General features: G+C 50.5%; 23 protein-coding genes and 2 tRNA genes. 16 read left to right on the top strand and 9 right to left on the bottom strand.

All coding sequences use genetic code 11. The features are described from left to right. Positions 1-6 precede the first annotated feature (6 nt). From PHU49_01640 to PHU49_01615, 6 genes are all read left to right on the top strand, one after another. Entirely contained in the window at positions 7-1,155 is a 1,149-nt protein-coding gene (locus tag PHU49_01640) for an acyl-CoA/acyl-ACP dehydrogenase (GenBank protein ID MDD5242693.1), read from the top strand. A gap of 227 nt (positions 1,156-1,382) precedes the next feature. After that, on the top strand, positions 1,383-2,336 hold the full coding sequence (gene meaB, locus PHU49_01635) for a methylmalonyl Co-A mutase-associated GTPase MeaB (protein MDD5242692.1): 954 nt from the start codon (positions 1,383-1,385) through the stop codon (positions 2,334-2,336). 203 nt (positions 2,337-2,539) lie between these two features. Continuing rightward, positions 2,540-3,322 (top strand): electron transfer flavoprotein subunit beta/FixA family protein, encoded by a 783-nt coding sequence (locus tag PHU49_01630; GenBank protein ID MDD5242691.1) that lies wholly within the window; start codon positions 2,540-2,542, stop codon positions 3,320-3,322. A gap of 9 nt (positions 3,323-3,331) precedes the next feature. Next, positions 3,332-4,309, top strand: a complete 978-nt coding sequence (locus tag PHU49_01625; protein ID MDD5242690.1) for an electron transfer flavoprotein subunit alpha/FixB family protein — start codon at positions 3,332-3,334, stop codon at positions 4,307-4,309. 5 nt (positions 4,310-4,314) lie between these two features. After that, positions 4,315-5,604, top strand: coding sequence for an FAD-dependent oxidoreductase (locus tag PHU49_01620; protein MDD5242689.1), 1,290 nt, complete (start codon positions 4,315-4,317; stop codon positions 5,602-5,604). A gap of 2 nt (positions 5,605-5,606) precedes the next feature. Continuing rightward, the gene (locus PHU49_01615; GenBank protein ID MDD5242688.1) at positions 5,607-5,882 is read left to right on the top strand and encodes a 4Fe-4S dicluster domain-containing protein; all 276 of its coding nucleotides are present in this window, start codon (positions 5,607-5,609) and stop codon (positions 5,880-5,882) included. Positions 5,883-5,891: 9 nt separating this feature from the next. Here PHU49_01615 and PHU49_01610 read toward each other — a convergent pair whose 3' ends face one another. The 7 genes from PHU49_01610 to PHU49_01580 form a co-directional block, all read right to left on the bottom strand. After that, positions 5,892-6,587: an amino acid ABC transporter permease gene (locus PHU49_01610; protein ID MDD5242687.1), complete on the bottom strand. Its 696-nt coding sequence runs from the start codon at positions 6,585-6,587 to the stop codon at positions 5,892-5,894. A 1-nt stretch (position 6,588) separates the two neighbouring features. Continuing rightward, positions 6,589-7,296, bottom strand: coding sequence for an amino acid ABC transporter permease (locus tag PHU49_01605; protein ID MDD5242686.1), 708 nt, complete (start codon positions 7,294-7,296; stop codon positions 6,589-6,591). Between the two features lie 103 nt (positions 7,297-7,399). Then, a complete protein-coding gene (locus tag PHU49_01600) occupies positions 7,400-8,218 on the bottom strand; it encodes an ABC transporter substrate-binding protein (protein ID MDD5242685.1) in 819 nt (272 codons plus the stop codon). Positions 8,219-8,242: 24 nt separating this feature from the next. After that, a complete protein-coding gene (locus PHU49_01595; protein ID MDD5242684.1) occupies positions 8,243-8,977 on the bottom strand; it encodes an amino acid ABC transporter ATP-binding protein in 735 nt (244 codons plus the stop codon). 139 nt (positions 8,978-9,116) lie between these two features. Beyond that, positions 9,117-9,755, bottom strand: a complete 639-nt coding sequence (locus tag PHU49_01590; protein MDD5242683.1) for an HAD family hydrolase — start codon at positions 9,753-9,755, stop codon at positions 9,117-9,119. Between the two features lie 114 nt (positions 9,756-9,869). Next, on the bottom strand, positions 9,870-11,465 hold the full coding sequence (gene serA, locus PHU49_01585; protein MDD5242682.1) for a phosphoglycerate dehydrogenase: 1,596 nt from the start codon (positions 11,463-11,465) through the stop codon (positions 9,870-9,872). A gap of 21 nt (positions 11,466-11,486) precedes the next feature. Next, a complete protein-coding gene (locus PHU49_01580) occupies positions 11,487-12,626 on the bottom strand; it encodes an alanine--glyoxylate aminotransferase family protein (protein ID MDD5242681.1) in 1,140 nt (379 codons plus the stop codon). A 328-nt stretch (positions 12,627-12,954) separates the two neighbouring features. Between PHU49_01580 and nifU the strand changes: the two genes are divergently transcribed. From nifU to PHU49_01565, 3 genes are read left to right on the top strand one after another with little or no spacing between them, the layout of a single operon-like run. Next, complete coding sequence (gene nifU, locus PHU49_01575) at positions 12,955-13,341, top strand: Fe-S cluster assembly scaffold protein NifU (protein ID MDD5242680.1); 387 nt, start codon at positions 12,955-12,957, stop codon at positions 13,339-13,341. Between the two features lie 8 nt (positions 13,342-13,349). Then, positions 13,350-13,733 carry a secondary thiamine-phosphate synthase enzyme YjbQ gene (locus tag PHU49_01570; protein ID MDD5242679.1) on the top strand — a complete coding sequence of 128 codons (384 nt, stop codon included), beginning with the start codon at positions 13,350-13,352 and terminating at the stop codon, positions 13,731-13,733. Between the two features lie 18 nt (positions 13,734-13,751). Beyond that, positions 13,752-14,204 (top strand): hypothetical protein, encoded by a 453-nt coding sequence (locus PHU49_01565; GenBank protein MDD5242678.1) that lies wholly within the window; start codon positions 13,752-13,754, stop codon positions 14,202-14,204. 181 nt (positions 14,205-14,385) lie between these two features. Here PHU49_01565 and PHU49_01560 read toward each other — a convergent pair. Together PHU49_01560 and PHU49_01555 are read right to left on the bottom strand one after the other, a co-directional pair. Next, positions 14,386-14,460 (bottom strand) — tRNA-Cys (locus tag PHU49_01560). Positions 14,461-14,592: 132 nt separating this feature from the next. After that, positions 14,593-14,667 (bottom strand) — tRNA-Gly (locus PHU49_01555). A 144-nt stretch (positions 14,668-14,811) separates the two neighbouring features. On the opposite strand from PHU49_01555, the gene PHU49_01550 reads away from it, so the two are divergent. The 7 genes from PHU49_01550 (at position 14,812) to PHU49_01520 (ending at position 20,587) form a co-directional block, all read left to right on the top strand. After that, positions 14,812-15,846 carry a hypothetical protein gene (locus tag PHU49_01550; protein ID MDD5242677.1) on the top strand — a complete coding sequence of 345 codons (1,035 nt, stop codon included), beginning with the start codon at positions 14,812-14,814 and terminating at the stop codon, positions 15,844-15,846. Positions 15,847-15,917: 71 nt separating this feature from the next. After that, positions 15,918-16,712: a helical backbone metal receptor gene (locus PHU49_01545; GenBank protein MDD5242676.1), complete on the top strand. Its 795-nt coding sequence runs from the start codon at positions 15,918-15,920 to the stop codon at positions 16,710-16,712. After that, positions 16,709-17,740, top strand: a complete 1,032-nt coding sequence (locus PHU49_01540) for an iron ABC transporter permease (protein ID MDD5242675.1) — start codon at positions 16,709-16,711, stop codon at positions 17,738-17,740. Before PHU49_01545 ends, PHU49_01540 begins: the two co-directional genes overlap by 4 nt. Further along, positions 17,737-18,549, top strand: coding sequence for a heme ABC transporter ATP-binding protein (locus PHU49_01535; GenBank protein MDD5242674.1), 813 nt, complete (start codon positions 17,737-17,739; stop codon positions 18,547-18,549). Before PHU49_01540 ends, PHU49_01535 begins: the two co-directional genes overlap by 4 nt. Before the next feature lie 25 nt (positions 18,550-18,574). Next, complete coding sequence (locus PHU49_01530) at positions 18,575-18,952, top strand: cyclophilin-like fold protein (GenBank protein MDD5242673.1); 378 nt, start codon at positions 18,575-18,577, stop codon at positions 18,950-18,952. Further along, the gene (locus PHU49_01525) at positions 18,949-20,043 is read left to right on the top strand and encodes an enolase C-terminal domain-like protein (GenBank protein MDD5242672.1); all 1,095 of its coding nucleotides are present in this window, start codon (positions 18,949-18,951) and stop codon (positions 20,041-20,043) included. The genes PHU49_01530 and PHU49_01525 overlap by 4 nt, the downstream gene beginning before the upstream one ends. 67 nt (positions 20,044-20,110) lie before the next feature. Further along, positions 20,111-20,587 (top strand): cyclic nucleotide-binding domain-containing protein, encoded by a 477-nt coding sequence (locus PHU49_01520; GenBank protein MDD5242671.1) that lies wholly within the window; start codon positions 20,111-20,113, stop codon positions 20,585-20,587. Positions 20,588-20,789 lie beyond the last annotated feature (202 nt).

The raw sequence follows: 20,789 nt of genomic DNA, 5'->3' as shown, positions 1-20,789 counted from the left end.
TGTTTTATGGATTTCACATTAACGGAGGAACAGGAATTTTTCAAGAAGGTAATAGCGGACACAGTAGACAGGATGGTAATCCCTAAGGCGCAGGAGATTGATGAAAAGGATGAATTCCCACGTGAATTATGGGATGAATTTACCAAGCTTGGTTACCTCGGGCTCCGTTACCCCGAGGAGATGGGCGGGATGAATGCTGATAAATTAATGTGTCTGATTTTCTACGAAGAGATGTCAAGAGGCTCGGTCGGTTTTGCCCAGAGTGTGATTATGAACGCCCTGATGGGAACACATTTTCTTTATAAGTTCGGGAGTGATGCAATTAAGGAACGTTGTCTTTACCCTGCCATGAAAGGAAAAAAGATAGGTACAATCTGTTTTACAGAAGACCAGTCCGGGTCTGATATTGCAGCAACGAGAACTACTGCCGTAAGAGAGGGTGGTGGATGGAAGATAAACGGAACAAAACAGTGGATTACCAACGGTCCCATCTGTGACTTCTGTACCGTACTGGCAAAGACTGATCCTGCAAAGGGGCTGAAAGGATTAAATTTCTTTCTCGTTGAAAAGGGTACGCCAGGTTTTTCACCGGGCCAGATTATACATAAGCTCGGATGTAAAGGAACGGTCACCGGTGAGCTCGTGTTCGACAATGTATGGGTTCCTGAGGAGAATTTTCTCGGGAAAGAGGTTGGAAAGGGCATCACGGATGTGGGGGAGATTTTTAACGAGGTAAGACTTATGGTCGGCGCAATGGCTCTTGGAATCGCGAGGGCAGCATATAACGAGGGGATCGAGTTTGTCAAAAAACGAATCGCCTTTAATAAACCCATTGGTACTTTCCAGCTGATCCGGGAAAAATTTGCGAACATGGACACGGAGATGAATGCAGCGCGACTTTTACTGTACTATGGCGGGTGGCTCCTTGGGAAAGGAGCGGAGTGCGAAATTATTACGGCCGAGGCAAAGATGTTTGCTACGGAAGTCTGCCAAAAGGTCGTGGACGAAGTAACAAGGATATACGGCGGAAACGGTTTTGCGTGCGAATATACACCCCAGCGATTCTACAGGGAGGCCAGGTTCCTCCTCTACGGCGGTGGAACACATGAAGTGCTGAGAGACTTTATTGGTAAGACGTTAATTGGGAAACTTTGATGGATCGGATACAACTCATTGTTATCTCGAATTGCGACAGGGCTGACGGCTGAGAACTATGAACATCTGGTCCCATCAAAAGAGCGGCGACTGCTTGGAAAAATTTTTCGTCATGAAAGTAGCTTTTGCTGCAAACAAGTTGGCCTGGCAACTCAGGAAGGGTCAACCGGTCTGCTCCCAATTACCTACATGGTTGCTTGTTACGTATGATAGGAGGATAGCTATCAATGAACCTTGCCGAGAAGATTCTGAGGGGAGACGAAGGAAGCGCTGCCAGGCTTATTAGCCTTATTGAGGCTAGAGACCGGAAGGGATACGCGGAACTTACACGGCTTCTTCCATATATTGGGCGGGCACATGTGTTGGGCATAACAGGTCCCGCCGGAGCAGGCAAGAGTACATTTATCAGCCAGGTGGCCAGCCGTCTTCATAGACAAGGGAAGAGGATTGGCATTATTGCTATAGACCCCACAAGCATGCATAGTCAGGGAGCTATCTTGGGAGATCGCTTTCGAATGAGGGAAGCTGAAGATACGGGAGAGATCTTCATCCGTTCTATGGCGGACAGAGATCAGCCGGGAGGTGTATGCCATGGCGCCTTGGGAGCTGTTTATGTGATGGAAGGTCTTGGAAAGGAGCTTATTATTATAGAGAGCGTGGGGGCAGGACAATCAGATAAGGCCCTTTTCTACATATGCGATACCGTTGTCACGGTCTTCACTCCGGAATTCGGGGATGAATTACAATTGATAAAGGCAGGACTTCTGGAGATTGGAGATATTGTGATACTTAATAAATGTGATAAGCCCGGCTCAGAAGACGCCGCGAATGCCCTATCTACTTACATACCATTGAAAGCAAAAGGAGAGTGGTCTGCCCCGGTTCTTATGACAAAAGCGCACATTGGCGAGGGAATGGATGACTTTGTTGAAACAATCCAGCGTCGGTGGGATTTCCTACAGGACAAGCAAAGAAGGCTTGAGATGCGGAGAGAGAAAACCGCTATGTTTGTAATGGCGCTCCTGAAAGAAGAACTGTGGAGACGTTTTGTTGATATATGTTCGAAGGACAAAGAATATGAACAGATATTGGAAGAGGTAGAATGTAACACTATTGATCCTTACAGCGCAACGGAGCGCATCGCTGACAGCGCAGAAATAAGACTTCGAAGCCGACCATAAAAAACTGGTCATAATGGGTTTACAAGCTGTGTCTTTGCAAAGGTGTTGGGAAGGTTTGGAATGATATTGCCTGGTCTCTCATGCCAAGTGTTATGGTTCGGTTGTGAGGAAGTCTGGGCTCGGGAGGATCAAGTAAACGGTGGGCCAACAATAACGCTGACGAGTCTTAAGTCGCCTGTTATGGTTTCAAGGAGGAGGGAATAATGAATATCGTTGTACTGGCAAAACAGATACCGGACGCGGAGGCGCATATCGATATCGGGAACGATGAGAAGGGCCTCACAATAGAGCAAAAGTTCACCGCGAACGTATTCGACGAGTTTGCGATGGAGGAGGCGCTGCGCCTGAAGGAAAAACACGGCGGGAAGGTCAAGGTGATCACGCTCGGCGCCGGCAAGGCGACAGAGGTATTGAGGACAGGGATAGCGATGGGGGCAGACGAGGTCCTCCTGCTGGAGGACGGGGCCTTCTTGAACGGCGACGGCTATACCACGGCGCTGGCATTAAGCAGGGCGGCTGCACTGGAGCCCTTTGACGTGATACTCTGCGGCAGGCAGGCGATAGATGACGACAGGGGAGAGGTCGGGCCCATGGTGGCGCAGTTTCTCGGCATCCCCCACGGAGGAGGGATCACAAAGCTCGACGTTGCCGACGGCAATGCCACTATCGAGTGTCCCGTCGAAGGGGCAAAGGAGACAATAGAGGTGAATCTCCCGGCGGTCTTTACGGCCCAGAAAGGTCTCAATGAGCCGAGGGTGCCCCCGATCATGGGGGTGATGAAGGCAATGAAGGCGACTATCCCCAGGGTAACACCCGCCGATCTCGGTATCTCGCCGGAAGAGGCAGGGGCATCGGGATCGAAGGTGAAGACCGGGAGGTATTTCCATCCGAAGAAGAGGGCTGCCGTTCAGATGATCCCCGGCGAACCGAACGAGGCGGCCGTTGAGGCGGTGAGAATTCTTATGGATGTTGAACGAATCCTGTAGGAGGTAGCGATGGCGAACCTGTTGCTGTTTATTGAGACGAAAGACAAGGAGCCTAAAAAGGCCTCCCTGGAACTGCTTGGTGAGGCCGGGAGGTTAAAGGCTGCCGGCAGATATAAAATCCATGCGGTCGTGATGGGAGGGATGTCGGAAGATGCGAAAAAGAAGGCGCTTACGTACGTAGATGTTCTGGTAAACATCACCGACCCCGTCCTTGATCAATATACACCGGAAGGGTTTGCACTGGCCCTTGCGGGATACGCAAAAGAGATAAATCCACAGGTGGTCCTTGCTTCGGCCACTCAACTGGGGCGGGATTTTCTGCCGCGGGTGGCCGTGCTTTTGGGTTCCGGGGTTGCATCCGATGTGACCGAAATCCGCTGGTCCGAAGATCCTATCACATTCGTAAGGCCCATATACGGGGGCAGGGTGCTTTCGGAGATCTCCTTCACCGGCTACCCGGCTGTCGTGACTGTCCGGCCGAATACCTTTGCCGGCGAAGAGCCAGGGACAGAGAATGGAGAATATCTGGAAAGACAGGGAGGCATCGCCCCGGAGCAGTTGAAAACACGCGTCATCAAGACAGAGGAGTCCGGGAAAGGAAAGGTTAATCTCATTGAAGCGGACATCATAGTCGCAGGCGGGAGAGGGTTGAAATCAGCGGAAAACTTCAGGGTCCTGGAAGACCTGGCCAATACGATCGGTGCCGCGGTGGGCGCCGCGAGATCCGTCGTCGATGCGAAATGGCGGGACCAGGAGGACCAGGTAGGGAAGAGCGGCAAGACCGTTTCACCGAAGCTCTATATAGCGGTCGGTATCTCCGGTGCGATCCACCATACGATGGGCATGGATACATCGAAGCTCGTGCTGGCCGTCAATACAGACCCCAATGCGATGATCTTCAGTTATGCCGATTACGGTATCGTGGGGGATTTTGCCCAGGTGGTCCCGGCCATGACCGAAGAGTTTAAGAAAAGACTGGGCAGGTAACTTCTATGGACAAACTCGATGCGGTAATAGTCGGAGGAGGGCTGGCGGGGCTCTCGGCGGCGTACAAGCTGGCTGAGGCAGGAAGGCAGGTGGTCCTGCTGGAACGCGGTGATGCCCCGGGAAGCAAGAATGTGACGGGCGGCAGGATCTACGTGGAGCCTATCCGGGGTCTTTTCCCGGAGATCATTGCCGATGCGCCTTTTGAGCGTCACGTGGTCAAAGAGATGCTCACCGTGATGGACGATAACGCCTCGACCCAGGTGGAGTACAGGCACGACAAGTGGCGCAGCGAGCCGTATATGAGCTATACGGTGCTTCGCGCCCGTTTTGACCGCTGGTTCTCTGAAAAGGTTATGGAAAAAGGGGCATTCGTGATCCCCGGGCGGCGGGTCGATGACCTCCTCCGGGAGGATGGCCGCATTGCGGGCGTGGTCGCGGGCGGCGAAGAGATACCCGCGCAGATCGTCATCGCCGCTGACGGCGCACTCTCCTTCATGGCGGAAAAGGCTCGCCTGAGAGAACCCCTGCGACCTGAGAATTACGCGCTCGCGATAAAGGAGGTCTACAGGATCGACCCGTCAGCCATTGAAGAGCGGTTCGGACTGAAACAGGGAGAAGGCGCCGCCAACCTCTTCATCGGGTCAATGACCCGCGGCATGTTCGGGGGCGGCTTTCTGTATACCAATCAGGACAGCCTGTCAATAGGTCTCGTGCTCGGTATGCGTTCACAGATGGACGCGCGTCCCCAGGTCGAATCCCATCAACTGATGGATGCCTTTACTGCCAGACCCGAGGTGGCCCGCTGGATAAAGGGTGCGCAGTTGGAAGAGTACTCCGCCCACATTATCTCTGAGGCGGGGATCAAGGGGATACCGGCGCTCTATACGGACGGCATGCTGGTGGCCGGCGATGCAGCAGGTTTTTCCCTCAACATGGGATTGACCGTGCGCGGAATGGAGTTTGCCGTCGCCTCAGGGGTATTGGCCGCAGAGGCGGCAAACAGGGCACTTGAGAAGAACGACACGTCAAGGGAATCCCTCAGTCTCTATGAGAGGCTGCTGAAGGAGAGCTTTGCGATGAAGGACATGGAGACCTTCCGTCACTCCCAGGAGGTACTGGAGAACCCGAGGCTCTTCACCGTATACCCGAAATTCATCTGCAGCCTGCTGGAAGAAATCTTTACGATAACCGGAGCGCCCAAACAGGGGCTTTACAAAAACGCCAGGGAAGTCGCGAAGAGATACCTGCTGAATTGGGAAGGATTCAAAGACTTTCTTAGCCTGAGGAAGATGTAGCCATGAAGATTGAAGAAAAACTGACCCTTAATGCAATGAAGAACGACCGGGAAAGCCACATCAGGCTTGACCAGAAGATATGCGCCGCCTGTAATGAGCGATACTGCGTCTATGCCTGTCCCGCGCACCTTTACTCGATGAACGAGGAGACGAACGAGATGGTCGTGGAGTATGCGGGGTGCCTTGAGTGCGGTACATGCAGGATCACGTGCGTCTATAACGCAATATCATGGGAGTATCCAAAGGGAGAGTTCGGTGTCCAGTACAGATACGGGTGATACGTGCGTTTACTTCTTCCAGGCAAGACGTTTTTCAAGCCATCGTGAAAGAGACGTAAAGGCATAACAGATGATAAAGTAGATAACCGCTACAAAGAGGAAGATCTCCGTGGGGTATATGATCGTACGGTTGTTGATCTGTGTGGCCACGTGGGTCAGCTCGGAGACGCCGACGATGAATGCCAGCGACGTATCCTTGATCATGGAGACGAACTGGTTGACGAAGGACGGGATCATGTTGCGGAGTCCCTGCGGGAGCACAATATAAAACATGGCCTGCCAGTGATGGAGCCCGGTGGAGAGCGCCGCCTCTGTCTGGCCTCTCGGGATGCCTTCAACGCCTGCCTTGACGATCTGCGACATATAGGCCGAGGTAAAGAGCGTCAGCGCCATAATCACCGTCCAGCTCTCGGAGACGGTCTTTCCCATAAGGGCCGGGAGAAGAAAATACATCCAGAAGATGACCATGAGGAGCGGCATCCCCCTGATGATGTTCAGGATGACCGTTGAAATGTTCCGTACGATCTTGTTGTGGGATATGCCCATCAACCCGAGGAAAAGGCCGCCTATAAAGGAAAGCACGCAGGCAACAACGGCAAGATAGAGCGTAAGCGCAATACCGCCCAGCGAGCCGTGAGGAAAGCGTCCTATAAAGAAATAGGTAATGTTGGTCCAGATAACGGTAAAGTCAAACCCTGTCTGCATGCTAACGCGCCTTCATCGGACTGAGTACTATCTTGTCGTAGTATGTCACCATGATCGTTATCACTAAGGAAATCACCACGTATATCAGTGTCGCGGCAGTAAATGCCTCAAACCCCTTAAACGTATAACTCTCGACCTGACGGGCCTGGTATGTAAGCTCCATGACGCCGATCGTCATTGCAAGTGACGAGTTTTTCGTCAGGTTCAGGAACTGGTTTATGAGGGGAGGTATCGTAATCCGGACCGCCTGCGGCAGGATAATATACTGCATCGACCGGACATAGGAGAATCCCGCGCTGCGGGCTGCTTCAAGTTGTTCCTTCGGGATTGAGCGGACGCCGGAGCGTATATCCTCTGCAATAAACGCTGAAGTATAGATCGTTAGCGCGATCACTGCGGCCCCGAATTCGAAGTTCGTTCTGTTCAGCCAGTCGTTTATCACTGTCGGCAGTATCTTATATGAACCAAAATACCAGAAAAAGATCTGAACGAGAAGCGGGGTATTCCTGAAAAACTCCAGATAGCCGTGGGCAAACCACCTGACAGGCTTGATATTGCTCATTCGCATCATGGAGATCAGCAGGCCGAGGAGAAACGAGAGGACAATGGAGATAAGAGATAACTGAATGGTAGTATAGAGTCCCGACAACAGCCAGTCAAAATACTTCCCCGAAAGGACAACGGACCAGTCGAACTGATACTTAAGCAAGGGGAGCCTCTCTGTGTAAAAAACTGCCTTTCATGCTAATACGCGAGGAACGAGGATGATCGATCGTCCTTCCTCATTCGTCCCTCGCGTCTTTCTTCCGGATCTATTTGTCGGCGGCAATCTTAAAGTTGCCCCTTTCCAACGGTGTCGGGGATTTGGGGCCAAACCATTTGTCAAAGATCTTTTTCGCCTCTCCGCTCTTCTCCATCTCCAGCAAGGTTTTGTTCACAAAATCAACGAGGCCCTTTTCACCCTTCTTTATGCCAAGGCCATAGGGCTCGTCAGAGATCTGGATATCGGGTATCTCATACTGTTCCTTGTTCGGCGCCTTGCCGAGAAGGTTGGCCAGGATCGATTCATCTGTTGTCACCGCAAAGACCTTGCCCTGCTGGAGCGCGAGCAATGCCTGGGGATAGTCATCGAATGAAAGGATCGTTGCCTTTGGCAGCGCCTTTGCTGCGTTTTGCTCTGAGGTAGAGCCTTTCGCTGTTCCGATCCTCTTCCCGTCAAGGTCGGCAAGGCTCTTCACTGTTCCTTTCCTGACGATGAATTTCTGTCCTGTAAAGAAATAGGTGTAGCTGAAGTCGATCTGCTTTGCCCGCTCAGCGGTCTTTGTCATCGTTGCGGCAATCATATCGATATTTCCTTCAACGAGCTGGGGCATGCGGCTTGCGGAGGTAACCGGTTTGAGCTGCAGCTTGACGCCGAGTTTGTTGGCAATTGCCCTGACAAAATCAACATCATACCCGACAATCTCCCGCGTCTTCTCATCGACGAAACCGAACCCCGGCGTTGAGTCTTTCACGCCCGCAATGAGGGCGCCTCTCTTTTTGATGACATCGAGCCTGTCCTGAGCAGCTAAGGTACCACAAAGACCCACAACAAACATGAACGCTGTAAACACCACTACAAATCTTTTCATATCTTCTCCTCCTTATATAATAACTTAGTGCATCGGCGAGAGGACTTCTTTCAGGAACTGTTGCGCTCTCTCGTGTTTTGGATTTTTAAAAAATTCATCAGGAGCTGCCTCTTCCAGGATCTGTCCATCATCCATGAAAACCACCCTGTCGGAAACCTCGCTTGCAAATCCCATCTCGTGAGTTACCACGATCATCGTCATACCCGATTGTGCGAGGTCTTTCATAACAAGGAGAACCTCCCCGATCATCTCCGGGTCAAGCGCTGATGTAGGTTCATCAAAAAGCATGATCCTCGGTTTCATGGCAAGCGCGCGCGCGATGGCAACCCTCTGCTGCTGTCCCCCGGAGAGTTGTGTCGGGTATGCGTCACGCTTTTCAACGAGGCCTACCCGTTCGAGGAGTGCCATGGCCTGACTTTCTGCGTCGTTTTTGCTCATTCCGCGGATCTTGATGGGGGCAAGGGTAATATTCCTCATAACGGAAAGGTGGGGGTACAGGTTAAACTGCTGGAATACAAAACCGATCTCGGCCCTGAGCTTATTGATATCCGCCCCCCTGTCAGAGAGATCCACACCATCGACAATGAGTGTTCCCTGGTTAATAGGCTCCAGCCTGTTTATGGTTCGTATCAGCGTCGATTTCCCTGATCCGGAAGGGCCGCACACCACCAGCACCTCTCCCTGATTTACGTGGAGATTGATGTCGTTGAGAACATGGAGGTCCTTGAACCACTTGTGTACCCCTTTAAAGGTGATCACCGGCTGTTCCTCATTCTATCGCATATATACTTAGATGATTTTTTGTCCGCCTCAACATTCACGAACCGCTACATTATATAAAAATCCCTTTTAATAAACAATGATTTTCACTGACTTCGCATCCCGGGATTGTTCTTTATTATGAACCGATGGTTAATATGTCCCTTATATCGTCGAATATGAACGTTGCCTGCACCTTTTCAAAACCATCTTTCGTTGTCCTTCCCGTAAGAACCCCCACAGTCCTCATATTCAGGGCCCTGCCGGCGATGACATCCGTGGGATGGTCTCCCACCATTATCACATCATCAGGTCCGAGCCGGAGTGCGCGAAGCACCTCCGCAACGTGAAGGGGATTAGGCTTGACGTATTTCGTGTCTTCGCGGGTCACAATGGAATCTGCATATTTACTGATGTCCGGGAATACCGTCCTGAGCGCATCGATACAGCTTCTCGTGACGATACCGACGGATATGCCCCGGTCCTTGAGGCGTTGCAGAACGTCCCGCGCATAAGGATATACGTCTTTTCCCTTCGACGCCTCTACTTCAAGGTCTCTTAGTCTCGTATATGCCTCTTCCTTGAACCGGGTATTTTTCCCATCAAGGGTTGCCTCTATTCCGTTAATCATTTCAAGGATATATTGGTTTTTGAATGAGAGGATTACATCGTCGGTTACATAACGCCGGGCAATCGCTTCCATCTCTGCCCTCAAAAGATCAAAATTCAGCGTCAATGGCGTCAACGTTCCGTCAAAATCGAAGATTATGCCCTTCATGAGAGAAAAAGACAGCTCATAGTTGATGGCTCATAGCTGATGGCAAAAACAAACCGGATTTGCGCTCTTGCCATGAGCCATGAGCTATGAACCATGAGCCGGTTTTCATGGTTGTTACGACAGGTCGATCCTTTTTGCTGAGATAATGTTCGGCAGGGACTGTACCTCCCTGACCACGTTGTCCTCAACCTCTTTATCAAGGTCCAGAAGCGATATGGCAAGGCCTCCGGGGGTCTCCCTTCCAAAGTGCATACCGGCTATATTGATCCCACGTATGAAGAAGACGTTTCCAATGCTGGCAATGACGCCGGGCTTGTCGTAATTATAGACGAACAGCATATACCCCTTGAGGTCTGCCTCGAGGTATATGTTATTGACCTTTATCAACCGCGGTTCCTTTTTGCCGAAGAGCGTGCCCTGAACCGTATTCTGACTCTTGTCGCCTTTCACCGTAATGGAAAGGAGCGACATGAAGTCCTCATGTTCCTCTGACTTTGTCTCTATGATCTTGATACCACGGTTTTTTGCGATCAGCGGCGCGTTCACGTAATTCACGCCCTCCATCTGCTGCTCAAGGATGTTTTTCACGATCCCCTGTGTCAGAATTTTCGTTTCAATCCCTGATATCTCTCCCATATACTGGATCTGGATCTCCTGGATGGGAAATTCCGTGATCGCCGAAACGATGCTCGCACAATTTTCTGAAAGCTTCAGGTATGGTGTTATCTGGCGGGCGACTTCAAGCGACACCGAAGGCGCGTTGACGCTGTTCTTAATGACACCGTTCTTGAAAAAGTCTACGATCTGGTTTGCGATGTCGATTGCGACCTTGTCCTGGGCCTCCTTTGTGGATGCCCCGAGATGGGGAGTACAGACCGTCTTTTCAGAAAGGACAAGGGGATTGTCGGCGGGCGGCGGCTCCTGGTCGAATACATCAAGCGCCGCAAATCCGACGTGTCCGCTCTCAAGCGCCTCCAGGAGGTCTTTTTCGTTCACGATAGGACCGCGCGCCACGTTGACGATGATGACGCCTTTTTTCATCTTCGCGATCGCATCCTTGTTGATCAGGTTTTTTGTGTCTTTTACCAGCGGCACGTGGATGGCAATAAAATCGCTCTCTTTCAGGAGTGTATCGAAATCGACAAGCTCGATCCCTTTGCTTGCCGCAAACTCTTTTGAAACATAAAGGTCATAGGCGATCACCCTCATTCCAAGGGCCAGGGCCTTTTCCGCCACAAGGGCACCGATATTGCCTATCCCGATGACACCGAGGGTCTTTTCGTAGACTTCAATGCCCATGAGGGCCTTTTTCTCCCACTTCCCCTGTTTCATTGTTTTGTCTGCATGGGCGATCTTACGCGCTGCCGCAAATATAAGGGCAATGCTGTGCTCTGCTGCAGCTAAGGCATTCCCCTGGGGCGTGTTCATAACAATAATACCTTTTTCAGTGGCAGCCGCCACATCAACGTTATCAACACCGATCCCCGCCCTGCCGATGACCCGCAGCTTATTCCCGTTTGCGATGATCTCCTTCGTTACCTTCGCAGCGCTTCTCACGATCAACGCGTCATAGTCGCCGATGATGGCCTGAAGCTCTTCGCCCTTCAACCCGGTCTTCACATCGGCAACGAGGTTATTTGATTTTAGTATTTCGATAGCTTTGGCCGATAATTCATCTGCGATGAGCACCTTTGTGTTTTCTTTCACCATGAAGTCCCTCACATATGTTTTTTATGAATCCTTCAAGCATTCTACTGCTTTTGCTACACCTGCCCCCATCTGGAACTTGTATCCCAGGTCACGCAAGGTGAATTCAAGGGCAGAGACTGCGGTTATCACATCATATTTATCAGCGTAACCAAGGGTCGCGATCCTGAAGACCTTGCCTTTTAATTGATCCTGCCCGCCGGCGCCGGTTACACCATATTTCTTCCACATGGACTTGTAGATCGCCTGGCCGTCAATCCCTTCCGGGGCAACGATGGCAGTAACGGCCGGACTCGGGGACCTGGCAAAGACGCTGAGGCCCAGTGCGACAGCCGCCTCGCGTGTCGCCTTCGAGAGTGTATCGATCCTCTTGTAGACGTTCTCCAGACCTTCTGCCTTGATCATCCGGAGCGCCTGCATGAGGCCGATGATGAGGGATATTGCCGGGGTAAAATTGGTCTGATTTTTCTGAAGATTGGTAAGCTCCTTTGTCCAGTTGAAATAGAACTTCGGGATCTTCGAGTTCTTGTTAAACTCCCACGCCTTGTCGCTGACACCGGCAAAGGCAAGCCCCGGCGGCAGCATGAGGGCCTTCTGCGACCCTGCGACGAGGATATCTATGTTCCAGGCATCCTGGGGTAATTCAAAGACGCCTACCCCGGTGATGCCATCGACGACCATGAGGGTATTGGGATAATTCTTTACAATCGCTGCGACCTCTTTCACGGGAAATTTGGCGCCCGTCGATGTCTCCGTGGCCTGCATATAGACTGCCTTCGCCTCGGGATTCGCCTTCAGGGTCTTTTCTACGACAGCCGGGTCCAGGATGTCTCCCCAGGGCAGGTCGATATTGATCGCCTCAACGCCGTAGGCCTTACAGATATTTGTCCATCTTTCGCCAAACTTACCGCTCCGGATGCATATCGCCTTGTCGCCCGGTGAGAGCATATTTGTAACTGCGCCTTCCATTGCGCCGGTACCTGAGGATGCAAATATAAGGACCTCGTTCTTCGTGCCGAAAAGATATTTCAGGTTGTCCCTCACCTCCTGAACGATCTCCTCGAAGAGGGGGTTCCTGTGATGGATGATAGGTTCCGCCATCTTTAAAAGTACTTCCGGTGGTATTGCGGTCGGTCCTGGCGCAAGCAAGTATCTCTTCTGCATTGTTATCCTCCTTAAGGGGGTAGGTTGGTTTTTTGTGCAAATATATTAAAGATTCCCGCAGGAAAGGTCAAGGGAAACATTTCACAAAATAATGGGGCCGGAACTCGTAGGCGGAAGGCGAAATATGTTCAACGTTCGAGGTTCAGATTAAATAGATGAAATAGACTAAACGAACCAAACAGACCAGAGAAACCGGGTTCTTAGCTGATCGCTGATCGCTGATATGATTACTCAGTAATAGAAAAATGTATTACCCTATGGTATAGTAAGACAAAAGTATCCTCAAATTTGTATTGCTTACCATAGGGAGTAAATAAGGAGTTTAACAATGGCACAGGTACCATATACGGAAACGGTAATGGACCACTTTATGCACCCCAGAAATGTGGGAGAGATAGAAGACGCCGACGCTGTGGCAGAGGTAGGCAGCGCCGCCTGCGGGGATACGACAAAACTCTTTCTTAAGATAAAGGATGACAGGATAGTGGATGCAAAGTTCCAGACTTTCGGATGCAGCGCTGCCATTGCCTCAAGCAGCATGACCACAGAGATGATAAAAGGTAAAACGCTTGACGAGGCCTTAAAGATAACCAATAAGGAGGTCATGGACGCGCTGGGCGGTCTTCCGGAGATAAAACACCACTGTTCGGTCATGGCGGAAGACTCTGTCAAGGCAGCCATAGAGGACTACCGCAGGAAAAAAGGTCAGGGATAACCTCATCAATGGCCGAAATACGCGTTAAGACATCAAAACGGATCGAGGCGCTCAATATCACCGGGCTCGTGGAAAAGGCAATACAAGGGAGGCAGGGAAACCTTCTTCACGTATATACACAGCACACGACCTGCGGTCTTACGATCAATGAAGACGCCGACCCGGACGTGATGAGAGACGTCCTTGACGCTTTTGAGCGGATGGTCCCGGCAAACTATCCTTACAGGCACGTGGAAGGCAATTCAGACGCCCATATAAAGGCAACCCTTACCGGATCGTCGGTGACTGTTCCGTATCTTCAGGGCAAGCCTGCGTTTGGGACGTGGCAGGGTATCTTTCTTATGGAATTCGATGGACCTCGCGAGAGGAAGGTAATAGTGACATTGATCTAAATTCGAGGGGGATAAAAGATGAAAATTATTCGAAACATCATGCTCTGTACCGTATGCGTCCTTATGGTCTGTGCGTCGCTTTATGGTAAAGACGACAAGGTCAATCCCAAAGAGACCGGTGTATATGTAAAAACAGACAAAGGTCTTAAAAGGATCCTGCCAAATATCGTGTTTGATGTACAGGGTGTTCTCTACATTGAATCGAACGATCCTGCCCATTTTCTTCTTAGAGATGTTGAGTATTTCATTATCTATGGAAAATACAGTGTCGACGTCCTCACGTTAAATCCGATGACATTCCTGGGGCCATCCCCCCTGGGAAAACAGCGCTTTCTATTCGGGAAAAATGTTGACTTTGAGTTGAAAAAAAGGGGAAATGACCTCTACTCGGTGAAACCCAAGGGGCTTCTTGGCAGAGGGTATTACAGCCTCTGGATCAACGATACCGCCTGGGATTTTGTACTCGACTAAGGAAGCTGTCAGCAGTCAACAATTATATTTTAGATTGGAGATTTCAGATTGCAGATTAATAATTCAAATCCACTGTGACAGTACCCGGACAGTTGGTAAAAATTTGAAACATCTTTATTTCCTGTAAAACAGAGTTTTCTGCTGGTAGCTGAAGGCTGATAGCTGAATAGCTCGTGAATTTTGGAGGCGGCATCCGGATTTGAACCGGAGAATAACGGTTTTGCAGACCGTTGCCTTACCACTTGGCGATGCCGCCATGTACTTCAGTGAATAGTCGATAGTGAACAGGTTTTGCTCTTTTTGAAGTTACTATTCACTAACGACTATCGACTGACGACTGTTTTCTTATGGAGCGGGCAATGCTTCCACCCGCGACATTTTTGTTTTTTGGAGCGGGAAACGGGATTTGAACCCGCGACTTCAACCTTGGCAAGGTTGCACTCTACCGCTGAGTTATTCCCGCGCACTATGTTTTATAATATAAACAGTCCCGCATGTCAAATCTTATTAAAGCGGCATTGCACTTCAAAAACACCCTCCTTATATGGTATTATCATGTCGCCCGTTTACATATTGAACGAGGCATTCTGCGATAAGGAGTCAACTGATGTCACAGGCAATAGAGTTTAAGGTTATCGAGGCTGAAAGCACCTTCCTCCACCCAAGAAAAGGGTTCGAACCGGAAAAGGTACGATTCGAAGTACGCACAGACCCTCTTACGGGAAGGACAGGGCATTACTCCCATTTCGGAGCCATCAAGGCCCAGAAACTCGATCTCGAACATTACAGCAAGCCGGAGATAAAGGGATTCTGCCCATTCTGCTTAGACAAAAGGGATAAGGCCACGCCAAAGTTTACAGCCGATATATACCCTGAAGGACGGCCTTCACGGGGAGAAGCAACCCTTATCCCAAACCTTTTTCCCTATGATATCTACAGCAGTGTCATGATAATGGCCGACGACCATGTGCTGTCCTTAGAGCAACTGAACAACAAAAGGTTGCGGGACGCCTTCACGCTGGGGATCAGCTTCCTGGGAAAGATCAAAACACTGAGTCCGTCCATTCCGTACCACCTCATGACCTGGAACTATATGCCCCCTTCGGGCGGCGGTCTTGTTCATCCCCATCAGCAGTACTTTGCCACAGGGTATCCCGGGAATCAATTCATCGATGAGATGAAGGCCTCGGAACGGTTTCACCGGACGTATGAAAAAGATTACTGGTCAGCACTCATTGACCGGGAACGCGATGCCGGTCAACGTTATGCGGGAAACATCGGCGCTTCTCACTGGCTTATCCCCTTTGTCTGCCTTGGTATCCTGGGCGACGTCATGTGCGTCTTCCCTGATGTCTATTCTATTGAAGACTTTACAGAACAGCATATCGATGACCTCGTTGCGGGGCTCTCCAGGATCTTTGAATACTACCGGTCAGAGGGTATAATGAGCTTTAACGCATCCCTCTTGTTCGGGTCAGAAGGCCAGAGATACTTTCCATGTCACCTGAGGATCTCTGCCCGGACATTTCTGAACATGCGGGATTTTGCGCCAGATCTCAATTTTTTCCAGGCCATCCTTGGGGAACCGGTCTGTGTGGCAATGCCCGAGGACCTCTGTAGGGATGTCAGGAAATTCTTTTAAAACCCTTATTAACGGGATGTCCCCGTGGAATACTTTTTGACAAACAGGGCAGGAGAGGATAGATTGTGCTCATGTGGATGCTGATCGCCCTGCTCGTTTTTTTTCCCATAGTATCGCCGGCATACGAACGGATCATCTCCCTCTCACCACAGGTGACGGAATCGGTTTACCTCCTTGACAGCGGATCAAGGCTTATTGCAATCTCAGAGTTCTGTAAACAACCGGAAGGCGCGGCGAAAAAGGAAAGGATAGGAACACCTCTGCGACCTGATATCGAGAGGATCGTCTCCCTGAAACCCGATCTGGTCCTCGGGTCCAGGGAAGGCAACCCCCCGCTTACCATGGAGAGGCTCAGGAACCTCGGTATCAATGTCCACTATTTTGCAAGACCAAGGGATTTCATCGGCCTCGTGGAGAACTTTCTGGAGCTCTCTTCCATGCTGGAAAAAAAGGAAGAGGGAAAGATGATCGTCGATGAAGTAGAAAGGTCCATTAAGGTGACCGGGGGAGATATTCCCTATAAAGTGCTCTGGCAGGTTGGTGCGGATCCGCTGATCGTTGCTTCGAACAGCAGCTTTGCGAACGACATCATACGGTTCGCCGGCGGCGTCAATATTATAAGAACCGAACTGCCCTACCCGAGGATGAATGTGGAAGAGGTCATTCTGCAAAGACCTCAGGTTATAGTGCTGACCTCTATGGGGTATCACGTTGAGACAGAGAAAAACCGCTGGAAAAGCTATGTAAAAGACGCCCGGTTTGTCGTCCTTGACCCCTATATCGTGGGGAGCCCAACCCCTGTTTCTTTTCTGCAGGCAGTCAAGAAGCTCCGGGAAGCCTTTTTAACAAAAAGTGAAAAACGATGAGCGGCCCAGTTAAATTCTATCCTGCAAATGGACACCCGCAACCCGCAACCGGCAACTCGCAACAGCGTGTAATCCTGATATTTGTCATTCTTTCCATTCTCCTTGCTGGATCCATAGTATTGTCTCTGAGCTATGGGAAGGATCTATCCACGACATTTGCCGGCCTCTTTTCCCATGAGGGTTTCGGCCTGGTCCTGAGAAAGATACGGATACCAAGGACCATCATGGCCTTCCTTGTCGGTGGCTCGCTGGGCATCTGCGGAGTAACCCTCCAGTCGATCCTGCGAAACCCCCTTGCCGAACCCTATACGCTCGGCATCTCCGGCGGCGCGTCATTGGGTATCACAGTGTCGACCATTATCCAGATGCAGAATTTTCTCGGTCCATATGCACATCCCCTTATGGGATTCGTAGGCGCCCTCACTGCGATCATCGTAGTCTATGCGCTATCCATGAGGCGGTCGTTTAACCCCAACAGTATGATCCTTTTCGGTATTGTGGTAAGCCTTGTCTTTTCATCGATCGTGTTCTTTATCTTTTCACTCCTTGATCCTGACAAGATGCAGCTGACCCTTATGTGGCTAATGGGGGACCTCGGAAGCCTTGATATTTCACTGATACCCTTCTATATCCCGCTCTTGCTCGTGCCTTCCGTCATACTCTTCTTTTTCGGGAAAGAGCTCGATATCCTGTCGCTGGGGGGCGAAAAGGCACACTATCTCGGCATTGACCCGCCTCGCGCCTATAAGATATTGTTCGTACTTACATCCGTCCTGACCGGCCTGTGCGTCTCTGCCTCCGGCATCATCGGTTTTGTGGGACTTATCGTTCCGCATGTTCTCAGGAATATCATCGGCGCAACACATACCCGCCTTCTGTTTTCGTCATACCTCGGCGGTGCGTTTTTTCTCATAATCTCTGATGTCTTCTCCCGTTATCTCCTGTACCCTGTTGAGCTTCCCGTCGGTGTTATTACGGGGATCTTCGGCGGTATCATATTACTCTTCTTACTCATGAGGAAGGCATGAAGAAAGATACATTGCTGTCAATCACCGGCGTCTCCTTTCGTTACGGTCCCCAGACAGTTCTGAAAGACGTTGATCTCGATGTTGAGCAGGGTGAAGTGATAGGCATTATCGGTCCAAACGGGGCCGGCAAAAGTACCCTCCTGCGACTTATCGCCGGCTACCTTTCGCCGGACGAGGGGTCAATTACGCTTTCAGGACGTCCCCTCAAAGATTATAACCGGCGTACACTGGCGCGGCACATCGCAACGCTTCCCCAGGCCCTTGACATGCCCTTTCCGTACACGGTGGAAGAGTTTATCGTTATGGGCAGGTATCCCCACGACAGAAGAAATTTTTCTTACGGTATCGAAGAAAGAGAAATGGTCTTCGAAATCATGAATGCCATGAACATCGGACATCTGGCCGGGCGTCAGATCGATACGCTCTCTGAAGGGGAAAGACAAAAGGTTTTTCTTGCCCAGTGTATTGTTCAGGATCCCGGGATGCTCCTTCTTGACGAGCCGGTAAGTCATCTTGATATAAAACATCAGATGCGGGTACTCGAGATACTGGAGAATCTCCACACAAAAGGCCTGACGATACTTATGGTCCTCCATGATCTCAACCTTGCATCTGAGTTCTGCTCGAGGATTGTACTCATTGCCCAGGGAAGCGTCTTCGCAACAGGTTCGCCTGCGACAACACTCACATATGAGAATATCGAAAAGGCCTATGACACGGTCGTCATTGTGAGAGAAAACCCTCTGTCAAAGAAACCTTTTATCATACCCGTATCCGGAAAATACCTGAAGCGAGGTAAAGAGGAATAGTAGTAAACCATAAGGAGGACCGGAAATGGCGACCCGCGTAAAGATAACAACCGGATCGGTGACCGTTGATGCTGAATTTTTCGACACCGAATGTTCGAAGATGATAGTGGAAAGGCTACCCATAGAGGCAGTGCCCAATGAATGGGGCGATGAGTTCTACTTTGAGGTCCCCGTAAAGATGCCCCTCGATGCAACGGCTACGAGGAACGTAAAGGTTGGCGACATTGGTTACTGGCCTCCCGGCAATGCCCTTGCCATATTCTTTGGCCCCACACCGCTCAGCAGAGGCAGTGATCCCGTACCCGCAAGCGAGGTCAATATGGTAGGAAAGATATCCGGAGATGCCGGAATATTAAGAAGCGCAAAAGGGAAAGGATTCATCAGGATCTACGAAGATGCGTGATCGACAAACCAATGAGTACCATCAAGACAATCACCTTTAAAGAGATCGTCAGGCCCTTTCGCACAACCTTTGCAACCTCCCTTGGCCGTAAAGATCGGCTCACCAGCATTCTTGTCAGGGTCATTCTCAGGGACGGTTCATCAGGGACAGGTGAGTGCCCTACCAGTTTTGTTCAGAAACATGAGACGGTCCCCGTGATCAAGAGGATCCTCGCGGAGGTCTCTGCTCGCCTCATCGGCAGCCCGATTGATTCATACGAAGAAAAGACCGCGCTGCTGCGACATCAATATACACACTATCCCATGACGATATCGGGGCTTGAGGTAGCCCTCTGGAGGGCACATTGCCGGTACAACGGTATTTCAGAGCACGCATATTTCGGTGGTAAAAGCAGGACAATAGAAACGGATATTACCATACCGTTTCTGACGGAAGAGATGTCCCTTATGAAATGGATGAAATATATAATGGGCAAAGGGTTCACCGTCTTTAAACTCAAGGTAAGCGGCAATATCCCCGAAGATAAGAAACTCATCTCCACAGTCTGCACAATACTGAATAAAAACAGGGGAGGCTTTTCGCTGCGGCTCGACGGCAACCAGGGATATTCAAGGATTACTTTCCCCCGGATCATGGACTTTATCATGGAAAACAGTTATCCCGTCGAGCTTTTTGAACAGCCGCTGCCTAAAGACGATCTCAATGGTCTGAAAGAGATCAGGAAATGCCCGGCTGTCCCTGTCATCCTCGACGAAACGATATTTACCGGGGAGGACTTCCGGAGGGCCATAGAAGAAAACCTCTGTGACGGAGTCAATATAAAGATTGCCAAAAGCGGGCTTTTTGAATCTCAAAAGATCCTTGCCATGGCTAAACAACACGCAATGAAGGTCATGATCGGCTGCATGACCGAAACAATGGTGGGCCTGTCAGCGGCAATACACCTGGCTGCCGGCACAGGGGCCTTTGACTATATTGACCTTGATTCAATCTACTTTCTCCATCATAAGAACCGCTATAATGCCCTAACAATAGATGGCCCCCGTTTTATTATTTTACAAAAAGATATTTTCACGGTGCGAAGTGCTTGACAAGCCTGACAGATACGTTACACAATAGAAGAACGATTTTTTCAAACTCTTGACAAGGAGGGGGAAGATGGTCAACCACGTAACCTCATCCGCAAACGAGCGGATGGACATGCTTAAACAGACCCAGTGGGGTAGTGACCTCACTGCAGAACAGATCGAACGGCTCGCGCAATACCTCTATGTCGCAAAAATCAACAAGGATGAGCAGCTATTCGTCGAGGGATCGAAGGAAGCATATATGTGTTTCATCGTCGGCGGGCTTGTGAAGATTGCAAAAGGAGATTCCCGCAAGCAGGAAAAAACAATATCAGAGATAGGCGCCGGCAGGACCTTCGGGGAGATGAGCATCATCGATGGCCTCCCTCGATCGGCCTCTGCAACTGCCGGCGAAGACACAACAATGCTTATACTAACAAAAGAAAATTTTGAGCTGCTTCTCAACGATAACCCGAAGCTCGGCATTGTCATCTATTCAAGGCTCGGCCAGTTAATGAGCCACCGCCTCCGCGTCTCTGACTGGATGCTCGTCGAGTACCTTTACTAATAATGGGGCTCACGTCGCCCCCTCCAGCAGCAAAGCTGCCGGAGCCTCCCCCTCTCGCTCGTGAACTCGCTATAGAATATACCGGTACACCCGTAAGCGGGTACCCGGTCGCCCCCTCCAGCAGCAAAGCTGCCGGAGCCTCCCCCTCTCGCCCAAGAATGGGCTATAAAATATTATAGGTCCAATAAGTCCCATAAGACCT

The sequence above is a fragment of the Syntrophorhabdaceae bacterium genome, from assembly GCA_028713955.1.
Lineage (GTDB): Bacteria > Desulfobacterota > Syntrophorhabdia > Syntrophorhabdales > Syntrophorhabdaceae > UBA5609.
Note: the sequence above shows the minus strand (reverse complement) of the source record. Positions and strands in the feature narration are given on the sequence as shown.